17 protein-coding genes are annotated in these 17,397 nt (G+C 60.3%); 9 read left to right on the forward strand and 8 right to left on the reverse strand.

The genetic code is table 11. The features are described from left to right. Window positions 1-14 precede the first annotated feature (14 nt). Together ACSQ2Z_RS04790 and serA are read left to right on the forward strand one after the other, a co-directional pair. Window positions 15-1,193: a phosphoserine transaminase gene (locus tag ACSQ2Z_RS04790; protein ID WP_436080150.1), complete on the forward strand. Its 1,179-nt coding sequence runs from the start codon at window positions 15-17 to the stop codon at window positions 1,191-1,193. Window positions 1,194-1,266: 73 nt separating this feature from the next. Beyond that, entirely contained in the window at window positions 1,267-2,862 is a 1,596-nt protein-coding gene (gene serA, locus ACSQ2Z_RS04795; protein WP_436080151.1) for a phosphoglycerate dehydrogenase, read from the forward strand. A gap of 106 nt (window positions 2,863-2,968) precedes the next feature. On the opposite strand, the gene ACSQ2Z_RS04800 is transcribed toward serA, so the two are convergent. Further along, entirely contained in the window at window positions 2,969-3,874 is a 906-nt protein-coding gene (locus tag ACSQ2Z_RS04800; RefSeq protein WP_436080152.1) for a DMT family transporter, read from the reverse strand. Window positions 3,875-4,080: 206 nt separating this feature from the next. On the opposite strand from ACSQ2Z_RS04800, the gene ACSQ2Z_RS04805 reads away from it, so the two are divergent. After that, window positions 4,081-5,379 carry an adenylosuccinate synthase gene (locus ACSQ2Z_RS04805; RefSeq protein ID WP_436080153.1) on the forward strand — a complete coding sequence of 433 codons (1,299 nt, stop codon included), beginning with the start codon at window positions 4,081-4,083 and terminating at the stop codon, window positions 5,377-5,379. A gap of 63 nt (window positions 5,380-5,442) precedes the next feature. After that, window positions 5,443-7,749, forward strand: a complete 2,307-nt coding sequence (locus tag ACSQ2Z_RS04810) for a hypothetical protein (RefSeq protein ID WP_436080154.1) — start codon at window positions 5,443-5,445, stop codon at window positions 7,747-7,749. Between the two features lie 73 nt (window positions 7,750-7,822). Here the strand turns inward: ACSQ2Z_RS04810 and rpoH are convergent, their stop codons facing one another. Next, a complete protein-coding gene (gene rpoH, locus ACSQ2Z_RS04815) occupies window positions 7,823-8,728 on the reverse strand; it encodes an RNA polymerase sigma factor RpoH (protein WP_436080155.1) in 906 nt (301 codons plus the stop codon). Between the two features lie 244 nt (window positions 8,729-8,972). Then, window positions 8,973-10,001, reverse strand: a complete 1,029-nt coding sequence (locus ACSQ2Z_RS04820; RefSeq protein ID WP_436080156.1) for an RluA family pseudouridine synthase — start codon at window positions 9,999-10,001, stop codon at window positions 8,973-8,975. Between the two features lie 31 nt (window positions 10,002-10,032). On the opposite strand from ACSQ2Z_RS04820, the gene ACSQ2Z_RS04825 reads away from it, so the two are divergent. After that, complete coding sequence (locus ACSQ2Z_RS04825; protein WP_436080157.1) at window positions 10,033-10,416, forward strand: hypothetical protein; 384 nt, start codon at window positions 10,033-10,035, stop codon at window positions 10,414-10,416. Between the two features lie 12 nt (window positions 10,417-10,428). Beyond that, window positions 10,429-11,256, forward strand: a complete 828-nt coding sequence (locus tag ACSQ2Z_RS04830; RefSeq protein ID WP_436080158.1) for a TrmH family RNA methyltransferase — start codon at window positions 10,429-10,431, stop codon at window positions 11,254-11,256. A 6-nt stretch (window positions 11,257-11,262) separates the two neighbouring features. Here the strand turns inward: ACSQ2Z_RS04830 and ACSQ2Z_RS04835 are convergent, their stop codons facing one another. Beyond that, window positions 11,263-12,420: a hypothetical protein gene (locus ACSQ2Z_RS04835; RefSeq protein WP_436080159.1), complete on the reverse strand. Its 1,158-nt coding sequence runs from the start codon at window positions 12,418-12,420 to the stop codon at window positions 11,263-11,265. A gap of 150 nt (window positions 12,421-12,570) precedes the next feature. Then, window positions 12,571-13,104 (reverse strand): DUF1134 domain-containing protein, encoded by a 534-nt coding sequence (locus tag ACSQ2Z_RS04840; RefSeq protein WP_436082979.1) that lies wholly within the window; start codon window positions 13,102-13,104, stop codon window positions 12,571-12,573. 333 nt (window positions 13,105-13,437) lie between these two features. Here ACSQ2Z_RS04840 and chpT point away from each other — a divergent pair, with 333 nt between their 5' ends. Continuing rightward, entirely contained in the window at window positions 13,438-14,085 is a 648-nt protein-coding gene (gene chpT, locus ACSQ2Z_RS04845; protein ID WP_436080160.1) for a histidine phosphotransferase ChpT, read from the forward strand. 116 nt (window positions 14,086-14,201) lie between these two features. Further along, entirely contained in the window at window positions 14,202-14,564 is a 363-nt protein-coding gene (locus tag ACSQ2Z_RS04850) for a response regulator (RefSeq protein ID WP_436080161.1), read from the forward strand. Between the two features lie 238 nt (window positions 14,565-14,802). Here ACSQ2Z_RS04850 and ctrA read toward each other — a convergent pair whose 3' ends face one another. Further along, entirely contained in the window at window positions 14,803-15,501 is a 699-nt protein-coding gene (ctrA, locus tag ACSQ2Z_RS04855; RefSeq protein WP_018327818.1) for a response regulator transcription factor CtrA, read from the reverse strand. Window positions 15,502-15,944: 443 nt separating this feature from the next. Here ctrA and ACSQ2Z_RS04860 point away from each other — a divergent pair, with 443 nt between their 5' ends. Continuing rightward, window positions 15,945-16,295 carry a flagellar export protein FliJ gene (locus ACSQ2Z_RS04860; protein ID WP_436080162.1) on the forward strand — a complete coding sequence of 117 codons (351 nt, stop codon included), beginning with the start codon at window positions 15,945-15,947 and terminating at the stop codon, window positions 16,293-16,295. A gap of 111 nt (window positions 16,296-16,406) precedes the next feature. Here the strand turns inward: ACSQ2Z_RS04860 and ACSQ2Z_RS04865 are convergent, their stop codons facing one another. Together ACSQ2Z_RS04865 and sciP are read right to left on the reverse strand one after the other, a co-directional pair. After that, window positions 16,407-16,688, reverse strand: coding sequence for a GNAT family N-acetyltransferase (locus ACSQ2Z_RS04865; RefSeq protein WP_436080163.1), 282 nt, complete (start codon window positions 16,686-16,688; stop codon window positions 16,407-16,409). A 146-nt stretch (window positions 16,689-16,834) separates the two neighbouring features. After that, window positions 16,835-17,110: a CtrA inhibitor SciP gene (gene sciP / locus ACSQ2Z_RS04870; RefSeq protein ID WP_436080164.1), complete on the reverse strand. Its 276-nt coding sequence runs from the start codon at window positions 17,108-17,110 to the stop codon at window positions 16,835-16,837. Between the last annotated feature and the right edge of the window lie 287 nt (window positions 17,111-17,397).

The following is a 17,397-nucleotide window of genomic DNA, read 5'->3' on the forward strand; positions in this document are numbered from 1 at the left end:
GAAGGATAGCTCAGATGACGACCCCTGCTACGCCGGACATTCGTCCGCAAAACACCCATTTTTCTTCTGGCCCCTGCTCGAAGCGTCCCGGTTGGTCGCTCGACGCGCTCTCTGATGCAGCACTCGGTCGCTCGCATCGTGCCAAGGTTGGCAAGAGCAAGCTGAAGCAGGCCATCGACCTCACCCGCGAAGTTCTGGAAGTGCCGGCGGACTACCGGATCGGCATCGTGCCTGCGTCCGACACCGGCGCTGTCGAGATGGCGCTCTGGTCGCTGCTCGGTCCGCGCGGCGTTGACATGGTCGCCTGGGAAAGCTTCGGCTCCGGCTGGGTATCCGACGTCGTCAAGGAGCTGAAGCTCCCCGACACCCGCAAGATCGTGGCCGAATACGGCCTGCTTCCGGACCTCTCCAAGCTCGATTTCGACCGCGACGTGGTCTTCACCTGGAACGGCACGACCTCCGGCGTCCGCGTTCCGAATGCCGATTTCATTCCCGCTGATCGCAAGGGCCTGACGATTTGCGACGCCACCTCTGCCGCGTTTGCGCAGGACCTTGATTTCGCCAAGCTCGATGTCGTCACCTTCTCCTGGCAGAAGGTTTTGGGCGGCGAGGGCGCGCATGGCATTCTCATCCTGTCGCCGCGCGCTGTCGAGCGGCTGGAAAGCTATGAGCCAGCCTGGCCGCTGCCGAAGATCTTCCGCATGACCAAGGGCGGCAAGATCATCGAAGGCATCTTCCAGGGTGAGACGATCAACACGCCGTCGATGCTCTGCGTCGAGGATTATATCGATGCGCTCAACTGGGCAAAGCAGATCGGCGGCCTCAAAGTGCTGATTGCACGGGCCGACGCCAATGCGCAGGTCATCCATGACTTTGTTGCAAAGACGGACTGGGTGGCCAATCTGGCCGAAGATCCGTCAACGCAGTCCAACACCTCCGTCTGCCTGAAGATTGCAGACAAGGATGTTGCGGCACTTGATGCTGCGGCGCAGGACGCTTTTGCCAAGGGCATGGTGGCGCTGCTCGAAAAGCAGGGCGTTGCCCACGATATCGGCGCCTACCGCGATGCCCCGTCCGGTTTCCGTATCTGGGCCGGTGCGACCATCGAGACCGCCGACCTCAGGGCGCTGATGCCCTGGTTCGACTGGGCTTTTGCGACCCAGAAGGCGACGCTTTCCCAGGCCGCGGCCTGACTGGTTTATGACCGCGCCACAGGGCGCGGTCTCCCCCCTTTTCAATTTTTGACGAAACCAATGGAGGCCAATCATGGCACCTCGCGTACTCGTATCCGATGAACTGTCGGAAACCGCCGTCCAGATCTTCCGCGATCGCGGCGTCGAAGTCGATTTCCAGCCGCAGCTCGGCAAGGACAAGGAAAAACTTGCCGCAATCATCGGCAACTATGACGGTCTCGCCATCCGCTCCGCCACCAAGGCGACGGAAAAGCTGATTGCGGCTGCGACCAACCTCAAGGTCATCGGCCGCGCCGGTATCGGCGTCGACAATGTCGATATCCCGGCCGCCTCGCGTCGCGGCATCATCGTCATGAACACGCCATTCGGCAACTCGATCACGACAGCTGAACATGCCATCGCGCTGATGTTTGCCGTCGCCCGCCAACTGCCGCAGGCCGATACCTCGACCCAGGCCGGCAAGTGGGAAAAATCGAAGTTCATGGGTGTCGAGATCACCGGCAAGACGCTTGGCGTCATCGGCGCCGGCAATATCGGCGGCATCGTCTGCGCCCGCGCTATCGGCTTGAAGATGCACGTACTTGCCTATGATCCCTTCCTGTCGAAGGAAAGGGCCGAGGAAATGGGCGTGACCAAGGTCGAGCTGGACGATCTGCTTGCCCAGGCCGATTTCATCACCCTGCATGTGCCGATGACGGACAAGACGCGCGGCATCCTCAACCGCGAGGCACTGGCGAAGACGAAGCCGGGCGTGCGCATCATCAACTGTGCCCGCGGCGGTCTGGTCGACGAGCACGCCCTCGCCGACGCCATCAAGTCCGGTCATGTCGCCGGTGCCGGTTTCGACGTGTTTGAAGTCGAGCCTGCGACGGAAAGCCCGCTCTTCGGCCTGCCGAACGTCGTCTGCACGCCGCATCTCGGCGCCTCTACCACGGAAGCGCAGGAGAATGTTGCCCTGCAAGTCGCCGAGCAGATGTCGGACTATCTGGTCAAGGGCGCGGTTTCGAACGCGATCAACATGCCGTCGATCACCGCTGAAGAAGCGCCGATCCTGAAGCCGTTCATCAAGCTTGCCGACGTTCTCGGCGCCTTTGTCGGCCAGGTAACGGAAAGCGCCATCAAGGAAATCGAGATCCTTTATGATGGTGCCACCGCCGGCATGAACACCAAGGCGCTGACGAGTGCGGCTCTCGCGGGCCTCATCCGCAGCCAGGTCTCCGACGTCAACATGGTTTCGGCGCCGGTGATGATCAAGGAAAAGGGGATCATCCTGTCCGAAGTCAAGCGCGACAAGTCGGGTGTCTTCGATGGTTACATCAAGTTGACGGTGACGACAGCGAACCAGACGCGCTCGGTTGCGGGCACGGTCTTTTCCGATGGCAAGCCGCGTTTCATCCAGATCAAGGACATCAACCTGGATGCCGACGTCGGCAACCACATGGTCTACATCACCAACACCGACGTTCCCGGCATGATCGGCTTCATCGGCATGACGTTGGGTGATGCCGGCGTCAACATCGCCAACTTCCAGCTTGGTCGTCACCATGCCGGCTCGGATGCCATCGCGCTTCTTTATGTCGATGCCGCGGTTTCGGAAAACGTTCTCGACAAGCTGCGCGCCAACCCGGCAATCCGCCAGGCCAAGCAACTGGTGTTCAACGTCGAGTGAGCCCCGATACGCGCCGCGTGGAGCGCGCATGTCCAGGACGAGAATAGAGACGCGCCGGATTGATCTCCGGCGCGCCTGTCATTGACGAAGCGAATGGATGACCGCTCTACGAGGTCTGTTCCTTCGTTACCGGACGCGGTCGGCCACGTTCCGCAACCGCGATGCCACCAAGCACCAGCACCATCGCGACGATATGGAAGGGCTGCAGTGCCTCGCCGATGAGAGCGATGGACAAAAGCGTGCCGAAGATCGGGATGGTGTTGATGAACAGGCCTGCCCGGTTGGGGCCGATCAGTTCGACGCCGCGCACATAGAGGATCTGCGAAACCAGAGAGGGCAGGAGGCCGGCATAGGCAACGATGGCCCACCCTTGAGCATCGGGCAAGACGAGCCGGTCCGCTGAAAGCTCCCAGATGACGAGCGGAATGCTGCTGACGAGCGCGCCGAAAGCCGATATCGCGATCAGGCTTTTCCAGTGAATGTTCGGTTTCCAGCGCAGCGCCACGGTATAACCGGCATAGACCAGCACGGCGGCCATCATCAGCGCGTCACCCTGATTGAGTTTGAGTGACAGGAGCGTGGTGAGATCGCCATGCGACGCGGTCAGCGCCACGCCAAACAGCGTCAGCGTGAAGCCTGCGATCTGCGCCATCGAGAAGGCCGTGCGGAACAACAGATAGTTCAGCACGAAGATCACCATGGGAATACCGGCCTGCTCGATGACGGCGTTGATGGCGCTGGTATGTTGCAGAGCCGAATAGAGGAATGCGTTGAACGCGGTGAAGCCGACCGTACCGTAGCCGAACAAAAGCAGCCAGTTCTTGCGGATCGCGGGAAAGTCGCGGCGCACCTGTAGTGCCGAGAAAATCAGAAGAACAATGCAGGCGACCACCCAGCGCAGGCTCGTCAGCATCATCGGGCTGACATGGCCGACTGCCATCTTGCCCGCAACCGAATTCCCACCCCAGATCAATGTGGTGATGCAAAGAATGACGTATGCTTGGAGGTTCACAGGTGGCGCTTCCCTAGACTGCTTTTCAAGCCTCGTTGTGACCTGAGGCTTCCAGAGGTATCCTGATACAGGCTAAACCGAGTGGATGTCATGCAAAAACCCCAAATCCAAGCCTAAACAGGGTCGCTTTCCAAAAAACAAAACAGTATAGATGCGCGGGTTTGAAGACAGCGCAATGACGGGCGCGTGGAAACAGGAAAACTGAAATGACGAATGTCGTGGTGGTCGGATCGCAATGGGGTGACGAAGGCAAGGGCAAGATTGTCGACTGGCTCTCGGAGCGCGCCGATGTCGTCGTGCGCTTTCAGGGTGGTCACAATGCCGGCCATACCCTGGTAATAGACGGCACCAGCTACAAGCTTTCCCTCCTGCCTTCGGGCGTCGTGCGTCCGGGCAAGCTCGCCGTCATCGGCAATGGCGTCGTTATCGATCCGCACGCGCTGATCGCCGAAATCGAGAAGCTTGACAAGCAGGGTGTGACGATTACGCCGGAAAACCTGCGCATAGCCGACAATGCGACGCTCATCCTGTCGCTGCATCGCGAGCTCGACGGTATCCGTGAGGACGCGGCTTCCAACAGCGGCACCAAGATCGGCACCACCCGCCGCGGCATCGGCCCGGCCTATGAGGACAAGGTCGGCCGCCGCGCCATCCGCGTCATGGATCTCGCCGACCTCGACACGCTACCGGCCAAGGTCGAGCGCTTGTTGACACACCACAACGCGCTGCGCCGCGGTCTTGGCGAGGCGGAAGTGAGCCATGACGCGATCATGGCGGAACTGTCCTCCATCGCCGCCCGTGTCTTGCCATTCATGGATACCGTTTGGCTGCTGCTCGACCGTCATCGCCGCAAGGGCGCTCGCATCCTGTTTGAGGGTGCGCAGGGCACGTTGCTCGATATCGATCACGGCACCTATCCCTTCGTCACCTCGTCCAATACCGTGGCGGGACAGGCAGCGGCCGGTTCGGGCATGGGCCCGGGCGCGCTCGGTTATATCCTCGGCATCACTAAGGCCTACACGACACGCGTCGGCGAGGGACCGTTCCCGACCGAACTGCACGATGAAGTCGGCCAGTTTCTCGGCGAGAAGGGCCATGAGTTCGGCACGGTCACCGGCCGCAAGCGGCGCTGCGGTTGGTTCGACGCCGCGCTGGTGCGCCAGTCGGTGGCAACCAATGGCATCACCGGCATCGCTCTGACCAAGCTCGACGTGCTCGATGGTCTTGATGAACTGAAGATCTGCGTCGGCTACACCTTGGACGGCGTCGAGATCGACCATCTGCCGGCAAGCCAGGCGCAGCAAGCACAGGCAAAGCCCGTCTACATCACGCTGGAAGGCTGGAAGGAATCGACTGTTGGCGCCCGCAAATGGGCAGACCTTCCGGCCCAGGCGATCAAATATGTCCGGCAGGTGGAGGAGCTGATTGGGGCGCCGGTAGCGCTGCTTTCGACCAGCCCCGAGCGCGATGACACGATACTTGTGACAGACCCGTTTGAGGACTAGTCTTCGCGTTTACGACTGGGCAAGGGTCTGGCGTAAGCACGCCGATTGTATGAGAAAGTTCTGATGGCGGATTTTGTTGCAGTTATTCGAAGGACCGTCGACGGTCTGTCGGACAATGTTCCCGAAATGCGGGCCAAGGTCTATGAAAAGGCCAGGGGCGCCGTCCGCCGTCAACTCGAAAGCATGAAACCTCGTCCCTCGGACGAGATGATCGAACGCCAGATGGTCAAGCTCGAGGCGGCGATCAACGAGGTGGAGAGCGACCACGCCGAAGCGCTTCCTGCACTTGACGATGAACCGGTCGGGTCGGTGGTCGAGGCTGCATCCGAGCCTGCGGAGGCAGTCGCGGAAACGGCAGCGGTCGACGACGCCGAACCCGTCGAAGAGCCCGTGGCCGAGGAACCCCACGCCGCCGTTGCCGAAGAGCAGCATTATGAGCCGGTGGAAACCCATGATGCCGAACCGGCTCCTGCTATAGAGGAAACGGCCGAGCTCCCGGCCTATGCTGAAACGCTCGCCCACGAGACTGTCTCCGAGCCGGTTGCTGAAGTCGAGGGGCGGGACGAATCCGCACTTGCCATGGAACCTGCATTGCAACAGCCGGGATCCGTCGAGACCCACGAACCCGTCGAAGCGCCGGCGCATGAGCCGGGCTACAGCGTTATTTCCGAGCAGCCTGACACCGTGCCGGTCGAGACGTCTTCCCCGGACGATGTCCATGCGGCGGATGATTTGGAAACGGAGCTCTTCGCGCAGTCGTCGAGAGCCGAAGACAAGCCAATGCCCTCCGCGTCCGAGTGGGAACTGCCGGAATGGAACGATCCTGTTTCCGCCGCCGCGCACAGCGAATCCGTCTGGACCGAGACTGCGCACGACGTTGCGATCACCGACGAAATTCCCGACCTGTCAGACTATGAACCGGTCGAAACGGTTGCGCCGCCGCACGCCGATACCGGCGGCAACGCACAGGAAGCCGCCGAACCTTCGCATTCCTGGGCATGGGACGACAGCGACCCTTTCGCCCAGAGCCCGGCGCCGGTTGTTGCGGGTAGCACGGAACCCGCCATTTCCGACTGGTCCTGGCCCGTCGAGAAACCCGCTGCTGTCGAGCCGGAGGGCGAGATACCTTCCGGAAGCGCCTGGAACGACGTTGATGAACTGCTCGAACATGGCAGCGTCGCAACGGCTGCCGGTGCGGCAGCGGCCTTGCAGCAGAGCAGGGAAGCGGCGGGGACTATCGCGGAGGACCTGGCGGTACCGTCCAGACCGGTTTCCTATCGCGCCGAGCCGAAGCGCTCGCCCATCAATCTCAAGGTCATCGCAGTTGCCGCGGCTGTCCTTATCGTCGTCGGCGGCGGGGCTTATGCCTATTGGCGAAATCAGGACGTGATCAATTCCTGGGTTGCGGCCACGATTGAGTCCCTGACGGCGCAGGTGCCGGGGCAGAAAACGCCGGATGCAGCCGGGCCGGAAGAGGGGGGCAGGGACGTCAACACGCCGGAGACAAGCACGCAGACCGAGACGCCCTCCGGCACCGACGTTGCGTCGCTTGACAGCAACAGCACCAAATTCACGCAACGCCTGCAGGCGGATGGTACCGAAGTCGATCAGGGGCCAGCACCTGCACCGGGAGGGGAAGCTTCTGCCGCGGAAGGCAAATCGGTTGCCGCCCAGACGGAGGCAGGCACGCCGCAGGATGCCGCGCAAGCAGCGCCTGCAGGTCAGGCCGGAGACGCCCAGCCCGCCCAGCCGGTGCCCGGGCAGCAGACCGCCACCAATCCGGCGTCACAGGAGATCCCTGCCGGCACCCAGAAGATGTTCCTCTATGAGGAACGGCTAGGACAATCCGCGCCGACGGCGATCGAGGGCAATGTCGCCTGGTCGGTGAAGGAAGAATCTCCGGGCGGCGACGCCAAGCCAGAGCCGGTCGTCCAGGCACAGATCAATGTTCCGGAACGCGGTTTGACGGCGTTGATGACGATCAAGCGCAATGCCGACGCGTCGCTGCCTGCAAGCCACGTCATCGAGTTCGTTTTCTCGTTGCCGGAGAACTTCGAAGGCGGCAGCATCGAAAGCGTCCAGCGCGTCGCGATGAAGCGCAACGAGCAGGATCGCGGCGATCCGCTGTTCGCTGTGCCCGCGAAGATCACGGAGGATTTCCACATGATCGCGCTGAACGACTTCCCCGAAGCCGTGGCGACGAACACCGAGCTTCTGCGCAGCCGCAGCTGGATCGATATTCCGCTGACCTATCGCAACGGCCGCCGCGCCCTGCTGACGCTTGACAAGGGCCCGGCGGGCACCGAAGCCTTCACCAAGGCCATGCAGGCCTGGAGCCTCGTCGCCAAGCCAAATCCCGCCGGCCAGTAGGGCGTGAAATTCCGCATGAAAAAGCCGGCTGGGGAGCGATCCCCAGCCGGCTTGTTTATCTGCTGCTTTTCTCTCAGGCGCCTTCGACGACGCGAAGCGAATTCTGCCGGTCGAGCGCTGCCTTGCGGACGGCGTCCTGAACTTTTTCGAAGGCTCGGACCTCGATCTGGCGAACGCGCTCGCGGCTGATGTCGAATTCCGTCGAAAGGTCTTCGAGCGTCACCGGCTCTTCGGTCAGGCGGCGCGCCTCGAAGATGCGGCGTTCACGATCGTTCAACACTTTCATCGCGCTGGCCAAAAGGCCACGGCGATTTTCCAGCTCGTCCTGCTCGATGAGCATTTCTTCCTGGGTGTCATGGTCATCGACCAGCCAGTCCTGCCATTGGCCGGACTCGCCTTCACCTGCCTTGATCGGCGCGTTGAGCGACGCATCGCCGGAGAGCCGCTGGTTCATCGAGACGACTTCGGCTTCCGAAACGTTCAGCGTCGTTGCGATGTGCTTGACCTGCTCGGGCTTCAGATCACCCTCGTCAAGGGCCTGGATCTTGCCCTTGAGGCGACGCAGGTTGAAGAACAGCCGCTTCTGATTGGCGGTCGTGCCCATTTTGACGAGCGACCACGAGCGCAGGATATATTCCTGGATCGAGGCCTTGATCCACCACATGGCATAGGTCGCCAGGCGGAAGCCGCGTTCCGGATCGAACTTCTTGACGGCCTGCATGAGGCCGACATTGCCTTCGGAAACGACTTCGCCGATCGGCAGGCCATAACCGCGATAGCCCATGGCGATCTTCGCCACAAGGCGCAGATGGCTGGTCACGAGTTGATGGGCCGCCTTGCGATCGTCATGCTCCTGGTACCGCTTGGCGAGCATGTACTCTTCCTGCGGCTCGAGCATGGGAAATTTACGGATTTCGTCAAGGTAACGGTTGAGACCGCCCTCTCCGGCGGTTATGGACGGTAACGTACTGCGGGCCATAATGCACCCCCCTTTCGCGTTCCGGCCTCCTTCTGGCAAGCCGGGCTTGTGGGTCTGTCCGACCCCACATGCTCATAGATAAGTGCGGCGAAAGCATGATTCAAGCACTCCGGTTTCACACAGGTGTGATGCCGGAGAAGCGAATGCTTCATACGGGTTGCAACATGTAAATTGTGTTCGTCGGCAAAATATCAAGGGCTGAAATACAACAACTCCGATCTTTTCCGGCCTTGCAAAGTCGAACTTAAGTCTTCGCCTTCAATGCCTCGACCAGTTCACGCATATCGTCGGGAACCGGCGACTTAAAGTGCATGGTTTCGCCGGTCGAAGGGTGTTCGAAGGCCAGCATGAAGGCATGCAGCGCCTGACGGGGGAAGCGGTTGACGACGGCCTTTGCCGCGTCAGGCAGCAGGTTGGCCTTGGTCTTGAACGCTGCGCCGTAATCCTGGTCACCGATCAGCGGGTGGCCGATATGGGCCATATGCACGCGGATCTGATGTGTGCGGCCGGTTTCGAGATGGCACTCCACCATCGAAGCGAGTGCGGTCGCATCCGGCTTTTCGTGATAGCGCTCGACGACCTCGTAATGAGTGATGGCCTCGCGTGCATCGTCCGTGCCTTCCTGCTTGACAGCCCGCTTGACGCGGTCGCCGGCGCGGCCGAGCGGGGCGTCGATCGTTCCTTTCAGGCCGCGCGGGCGCCCCCAGACGACGGCCATATAGGCGCGCTCCAGCGGGCCGGTTCGGCCGTGATCGGCGAACTGCTCGGAGAGATGCCGGTGGGCCACGTCGTTCTTGGCAACGACCATGACGCCGCTCGTGTCCTTGTCCAGGCGATGAACGATGCCGGGGCGCTTGACGCCGCCGATGCCCGACAGGCTGCTGCCGCAATGATGGATCAACGCGTTGACCAGCGTGCCGGTCCAGTTGCCGGCGCCGGGATGAACGACGAGGCCGGGTGGCTTGACCAGCACGATCAGGTCGTCATCCTCGTAGAGCACATCAAGCGGGATATTTTCTCCCTTGGGTTCGGGATCTTCCGGTTCAGGCAGGCCGATCTCGAAGACGTCGCCCGGCTGCACCTTCTTCTTTGCTTCGGTGACGGTCTTGCCGTTGACGGTGACCTCGCCCAGTTCGATCAGGCTCTTGATGCGGTTGCGGGAAAACTCGCCAGCCAGCGCCCCGGTCAGGAAAGCGTCCATGCGGCCGCTTGCTTCCTCATTTGCGGTCAGGACTTTCCTAATCGCCGGGGCTTGTTTAAAGGGATCGCTCATTCTTCGTTCCATTCCGCAGGTAAGGCCAGCCATGTCTACTCAGAAACCAGACGAACAGGAAGAAAAGCCGCTCGATCCGGTGATGGAGAACGTGCGCCGCAAGATGATCCGTCTGCAGCTTGTCTCGGCCGGTGTCATGTTGGTGATGCTTATGGTCGTGCTTGGAGCGATTGTCTACAAGCTAACACGCCTGAGCGACCAGGATGCGCCGCAAACGGCCGCCGTTTCAGTTCCGAGCGATGCACCGCGGACGGCGTTCGCAGCCCTGCCGGCTGGGTTTGAGGTTTCGGACGTGGCCCTGTCGGGCGGCCAGATCCTGTTCTACGGCGCTGTCGGCGGCGGAGACCGCAAGGCGATCGTCTTCGATATCGCAGCCGGCCGCATCATCGCGGATATCACCGTCAAGCCGAACTAGCGGGATAGTCTCATGGCGAACGCTCCTGTCCGCATCGACGACCCGGCCGATCCGCGCATCGCCGGCTTCGTGTCGATCAAGGAACGGGACCTCACCGGGCGGCACGGCCGGTTTATCGCCGAGGGAACCGTCGTGCTGCGCATGCTTGCCGCCGCGCATCGCGCTGGCCGCGGCATAGAGGCCGAGGCGTTCCTTGTGCTCGAAAACCGGGTCAGCGGTCTCGGCGACATTCTCGCTGAATATCCGGCGGATATTCCGGTCTATGTCGCCAATACCGCAGTGTTTGATGCCATCGCCGGTTTCCATATGCATCGTGGTGTACTGGCGCTTGGCAAGCACGACCAGGCGCCTCGAATGGATGCCCTGATCGGCGGTCTGCCCGCGAAAAGCCTGGTGCTGGCCGCCTGCGGCATCTCCAATCACGACAATATGGGGTCGATGTTCCGCAATGCCGCGGCATTCGGCGCCGATGCGGTGCTGATGGACGAAGCCAGTTGCGATCCCATGTACCGCAAGGCGATCCGCGTGTCCGTCGGTTCGGTGCTGACGGTGCCTTTTGCCCGCGAAGGATCGGTTACCGGACTTGTGTCGAGACTGCAGGAGGCAGGGTTTTCGATCTGGGGGCTGTCGCCGCGCGGGCAAGCCGATCTGCGTGACATTGCGCCATCGCCGCGCACGGCGCTTCTGGTAGGCACGGAAGGCGAGGGATTGCCGCAGCATATCCTGTCCTCGATCCGCACCGCACGCATTCGCCAGCGACCCGGTCTCGACAGCCTCAACGTCGCGACCGCAACTGGCATTGCGCTGCATCAGGTCGCGATGATCAACGGGTTTATTTGACGGCGTTTATGGCTGCTCCGGCCGCAGCATGTTCCTGGCGCGGCTGGCGAGGCTTTTTTCGCTTTCCCCAGTCGTTGCGCCCGCTGGTTTGAGAATGGCCGGTATCGGCGAGGCCGAGCCCTCCTTTGCCGCAGTCAAGGCCACCATGGTTGCCGCGATATCGGCAATCTCCTCCCGCAGCGCGTCGTCATGCGACACGGTTTTCGAATTGACCAGCCGTTCCGACAGGGCAGCCGCCCGGTTGCGGGCGTCATCGGCTGGCACGGTCAGATCGATCGCGACACTTGCCGGGAGGGGATCGCCTGCGGTCGCATTCACGGACAGGCCATCGGCGATAAGATTTTCCGGCAAAGACTTCTTCTCTTTCCGCGCAGGCAGCGTCAGGCCGGCGGTGGCCGCATCCCGGAGCTTTGCCTTCAACCGCTCGATTTCCACTGCACGGCGCTCCAGGAAGCTGTCCTTGTCCGCATTGGCAGCAATTGCCCTTGCGAGCTTGGCTTCGAACTGGCGGACGCGGGTTTCGTCGCGGGCAAGCCTGGCTTCCAGCTCGCGCGCCCTGGCGCTTTCCGCTCTCAGTTCGTTGCGCAGGTTTTCGCGCTCGTCCCTCAACCCGGCAATGCGGCTTTTCAGGTTTTCCGCCTCCGTGTCGGAGGTGGCGGCGTCAATCTTCAGGCCGTCCAGATCGCTGGTGAAGTGCTCTAACTGACGGGTCAAAGTCTTGATGTCGGTGTCCTTCTTGACGTTGTCGCGTTCGACATCCGCCAAACTCGCTTTCAGCCGCTCGACCGTCTGTTCCAGTTGGCGGATGGAGGAACGCTGGTCGGCAGCCTCGACATTCATGTCGGCGATCTGGGTATGCAGGTCGGCATTTTCGCCGGCGAGACGCTGCGCTTCTTTCCGGACGGCATCATTCTGCAGCATGAGCTTTACATTCTTGTCGCGCTCGCGCTTCAGGACCTGGCTGGTGCGTGCGTTTTCGGCGGCATAACCGGCGCGCGCCGCGTCCTTCTGTGCCCGCACTTCCTGTGGAGACAGCGGCATCGTCGCCTTCAACCGGTCTTCGGCGAAACGGACGATGCGCTTGTGGACGACCGGAGCAGCCAGAAGGCCGAGAATGACCGCCGTCAGGAAACCGAGTGCAAACAGGAGTGCGAATTCAATCAAGGGCTGGCCATTTCAATTCGAAGCACGCGGCAACGGTTCTCGTTTCGGTCACTCGAAGGCATAACGATATCATCACTGCAAGTATTCGCGGACGCGCCTTTTTTGCAAGACGCGTCCGCGCAAGAAATGATGGAAGGCCGCGCGTATTCCTCAGAAAGGGTTCCAGGTAGGCTGCTGCGTGAGCTTCAGATAACCGACATTGATGCCAAGCCGTGCGCCGATCCCTGTGCGGATCGGCACCAGCACGATGTTGTCATCGGTCAGCACGGTCATGCCGACGCCTGCGACCACGTAGGCCGAGCCGGAGACGCCGCCGAAGCGCTTGTAGAGCGAGGGGACGGCTGGAAGGTTGTAGACCAGCATCATCGTGCGGCTGCCCTGGCCGCCCCAGTCGATGCCAAGCGACGGGCCCTGCCAGAACACGTTATGCTGACCCGCATTCTTTGTGTAGAGGTCCCCTTCGCCATAGGTAAGGCCGGCCACGAACGCGCCAGAGCCTTCCTGGCCAAGGATGTAGCCGTTGGGCAGGCCGTATTTGGAAAACGCGTTTTCGATCACCTTGGCAAGGCCGCCGGATGTTGATCCGAAGAAGCCGTGACCGGCGTCGACGATTTCCTGCATTGTGTACTGGCTGCCGTTGGCACTCTGCGCCTGCGAAGCGGATATGAGGCTGAAGACAGCCATCAACGTCACGAGCGCGTGCAGAAGGGTGGTTTTCACGGCATTGGCGATCCGCTGCATAGTTTTCTCCGTAAATCCGGGAGCGGCCGGGCAAATTCATTCGCAGGCCGTTGTCTTGCCCCGTTCCGTCTTGTCGATGGTCCGGGCTGATTGTCAGCAATTTGAACCGATGATCTTAACAATCGGTTTACCAAATGTGGTGTCTTTATGATCTTCGCCCTGACGCTATGTCCGCGCAATCTTCGCGGGCTACACCGTGCTGGGCAAAAGCATCGCGGAAAGCCGCCTGACCACGCTTATGAGCCGGAAGCCGAAGACGGCTATTGAGGAAACGACATGGGAAAGAACCCGAACCTGACCTTGACCGGTCCTGACCTTGCAGCGCTTCTGTGCAGCCGCGTCTGCCATGACATCATTTCTCCTGTCGGCGCCATCAACAACGGCCTCGAGCTGCTGGACGAGGGCGGGGCGGATGCCGATGCCATGGACCTGATCCGCACCAGTGCGCTCAACGCCTCTGTCCGGCTGAAGTTCGCGCGGCTCGCTTTCGGCGCCTCCGGTTCGGTTGGCGCCTCGATTGATACCGGCGAAGCCGAGAAGGTGGCGAAGGATTTCGCCTCCGTCGAAAAGAAGACCGAAGTCACCTGGACTGGCCCGCGCGTGATCATCGCGAAGAACCGGGTGAAGCTGCTGCTCAATCTTTTCCTCATCGCCTATGGCGCTATTCCACGTGGCGGCAAGATCGAGGTCGTGCTGGAGAATCCGGAATATGACGCCGTCTTCAAGCTGATCGCCAGGGGACGGATGATGCGCGTGCCGCCGAAGCTGATCGAGCTTCTGTCCGGTACGCTCGAAGAAGCGGTCGATGCGCACACGATCCAGCCCTATTACACGGTCTTGCTTGCCGAAGAGGCCGGCATGGAGATCGCGGTCGATTCGACACCGGAGGAGATCGTCTTTTTCGCAAAGATGACCGAAGCCTGAGGCGCGTCCCAAGATAAATCTCTTTTTAACCCACGCGGTAACAGAATCTTTGCCAAACCAGCATACGGTTGTTGTTAGGGAATGACTCCCGCTTAGGTATAAAGAAGGAGCTAGAGATGCAACGGTTAATGATCGCCGATGATTCCGACGTCGTACGCAAGGTTGGAAAGCGCATCCTCTCCGGCTTGAATTTCCTGGTGTCCGAGGCCGCCAACGGCCTTGAGGCTCTCGTTCGTTGCGAAGCGGAATTGCCGAATATCATCATTGTCGATGCGGCTCTCGACGGCGCGCTGGACCTCATTGCCAATATCCGCAACCTACCCGACGGAAAGACCGTGCGCATCTATTATTGCGTTGTCGAAGCCGACCTGAAGAAGATGATGGCCGGCAAGCGGGCCGGCGCTGACGACTTCCTCCTGAAGCCGTTCGACCGCAAGATTCTGACCAGCGTCTTCGCCAGCCGGTCGGTCGCTGCCTGATCACACGTCACCCCCCGATGTCCGCATGATGAAGCCGTCGACTCGGGCCGCGGCTTTTTTTGTGCATTTTTGGGCGATCGTCTCGATTTATCTTGGGCGATCGTCTCGATTCCTCCAGGCCCAAAACGAAAAACCCGCCATCTCTGGCGGGTTTTCACAGTCATTGCGGCGCGATCGGCCGTAGCGTCACCACATATGCGGAAATGTGGGACGCCGCCAGCCGAAGAGCCGGCAGAAATCAGGCGCTTTCTGCGTAATCGCCGTCCGGCTCGCGCAGCACATAGCCGCGGCCCCAGACCGTCTCGATATAGTTCGCGCCGCCGGCGGCATTTGCCAGCTTCTTGCGCAGCTTGCAGATAAACACGTCGATGATCTTCAGTTCCGGTTCGTCCATGCCGCCATAGAGATGGTTGAGGAACATTTCCTTGGTAAGGGTGGTGCCCTTGCGGAGCGAGAGCAGCTCCAGCATCTGGTATTCCTTGCCCGTCAGGTGGACGCGCTGGCCGCCGACTTCGACGGTCTTGGCATCCAGGTTGACGATGAGCTCGCCGGTCGAAATCACCGACTGTGCATGGCCCTTGGAGCGGCGGACGATCGCATGAATGCGGGCGACGAGTTCGTCCTTGTGGAACGGTTTGGTCATGTAGTCGTCGGCGCCGAAGCCGAGGCCGCGAACCTTGTCCTCAATGCCGGCCATGCCGGAAAGGATAAGGATCGGCGTCTTGACCTTTGACAGGCGCAGCGTTCTCAAAACCTCATATCCGGACATGTCCGGCAGGTTGAGATCGAGCAGAATGATGTCGTAATCATAGAGCTTGCCGAGATCGACGCCCTCTTCACCAAGATCGGTGGTGTAAACGTTAAAACTTTCCGACTTGAGCATCAGTTCGATGCTCTGCGCTGTCGCGCTGTCGTCTTCAATCAGTAGAACCCGCATAATTGTCCCCTTTTCCGCCGCCGAAAGGTCGTTGATGGCCCCCTTACGCGATACGGATCCAGTCGTTGCCTGATTTGGAGGCTGCCAGCAAATGGTTAACAAATTCTGATTCACTCTGGCAAGCTGTATCGGAAATGTTAAATATTTTTAGCAGTCCTCTGATTTTGCATGTGAATCTAGAATGATATTCTTAACACGCCACATTAAGAAAATCGGCTATCTGACTCATCCGACTCAATCTATGCCGAACCTCAAATTTAACATTCGGCATTTACTGACCCTTAAATGATCGTCCCTATGATTAACGATGCCCGTAAACGAAAGGTTACCAGCGGTAGGATTTTGTTAAGATCGCTGGAATTTTTTTGATTTTCCGACACGGCAGGTCGGTTGGACGGGCCATAATCCAGTAACCGGGGTCTCGCATCACGGGAGTATTGCGTATGAAGTCACGTGAGAGCCTTGTTCGCCTGAAGGAATTTCAGGTGAAGGAGAAACAGCGTCAGTTGAACCAGCTTCAACTGATGATGGCCGAATTTGAGCGGATGACCAAGGAATTGGAAAACCAGATCACGTTCGAAGAGAAGAAATCGGGGATCTCCGATCCTTCGCATTTCGCCTATCCGACGTTTGCCAAGGCTGCCCGGCAGCGGGCCGACAACCTGCAGGTCTCGGTTCGCGAATTGAAGGTGCAGCAGGATGCGGCGGAACTGGCGCTGGAGGAAGTGCAGGCGGAATTCGCCAAGGCAGCCGCGCTTGAAGAACGCGATAGCAGCGTTCGCATGCGCGCCTAAAGCGTTCTGCGGCGTTCAAAGACACAAGGGTCTTTCTGACGGACTTGTCTCAAGTTCGTGAGAAGGGCCTTGTGCGTTTTTGGTGCAGCGCGCGTAAGCGCGTGCGCAATCCTATGCCTGGATGACATCCTGCCATTCGGGATGGCGGTGCGTCTGGGCGCGCATGAACGGGCAAAGCGGAATGATCTTCCAGCCGCCCTTGCGGGCCTCCTCGATCGCATGGGCAGCGAGCGCCTGACCGATGCCCTTGCCGCGCAGCGCGTCGGGAACGGCGGTGTGATCGATGATGATCAACTGTGGCGACGACCTGGAATAGGTCATTTCGCTGGTGTGACCTTCGACCACCACGCTATAGCGGCCGTGCGAGCCGGCTTCCTCAAGTCTGATATCCATGCGTCCACCCATCCGGATTGTCTGCTTGTGGATATTTGGCATGCCGCGAGCAGAAAGCGAAGGGTGGCCGGCACCTGAAAATGCTTCGGGCGGCTGCCGGGTTCGTGGCAACCGCCCGAAAAAAGGCTTCGCTTAACGTGTGCCGATCAATGGCGATACTGCTGGATGCGCGTTGTGCGCAGGCCGGCGAGGCCGTGGTCGTTGATGGAGCACTGCCAGGACAGGAATTCTTCGACGGTCAAGGTGTAACGTTCGCAGGCTTCTTCCAGGCTCAGGAGCCCGCCACGAACGGCGGCGACGACTTCAGCCTTGCGGCGGATCACCCAGCGGCGGGTATTGGCCGGCGGCAGGTCTGCAATCGTCAAGGGGCTGCCATCGGGGCCGATGACATATTTTACGCGGGGTCGTATCATTTCGGTCATTGGACTCTCTACACATACTCAAGACCATATGCGTCCAACCTACCTTGCCACATTTAACATTTGCCTAAGCGCACGGTAACAATTTGCTTACAATTTTAGAGACTTCCGGGACGTTGCTGCCAATGGACCTGAGACTTGTCGGCCCTGCAGTGCCGGCCGAGGGGAGGGGCGTTTCCCGCAAAGGCAAATAGTTTTGAATGGCGTCGTCTTTTCCTTTCCCAAGTTAAGTGAGGCTATCAACAAGCGTTCGCATGGGAGCCATGCAGATATAGCACTGCAGTTTGGTT

Origin of the sequence: Pararhizobium sp. LjRoot235, from assembly GCF_964254145.1 — a bacterium.
Taxonomy (GTDB): domain Bacteria; phylum Pseudomonadota; class Alphaproteobacteria; order Rhizobiales; family Rhizobiaceae; genus Pararhizobium.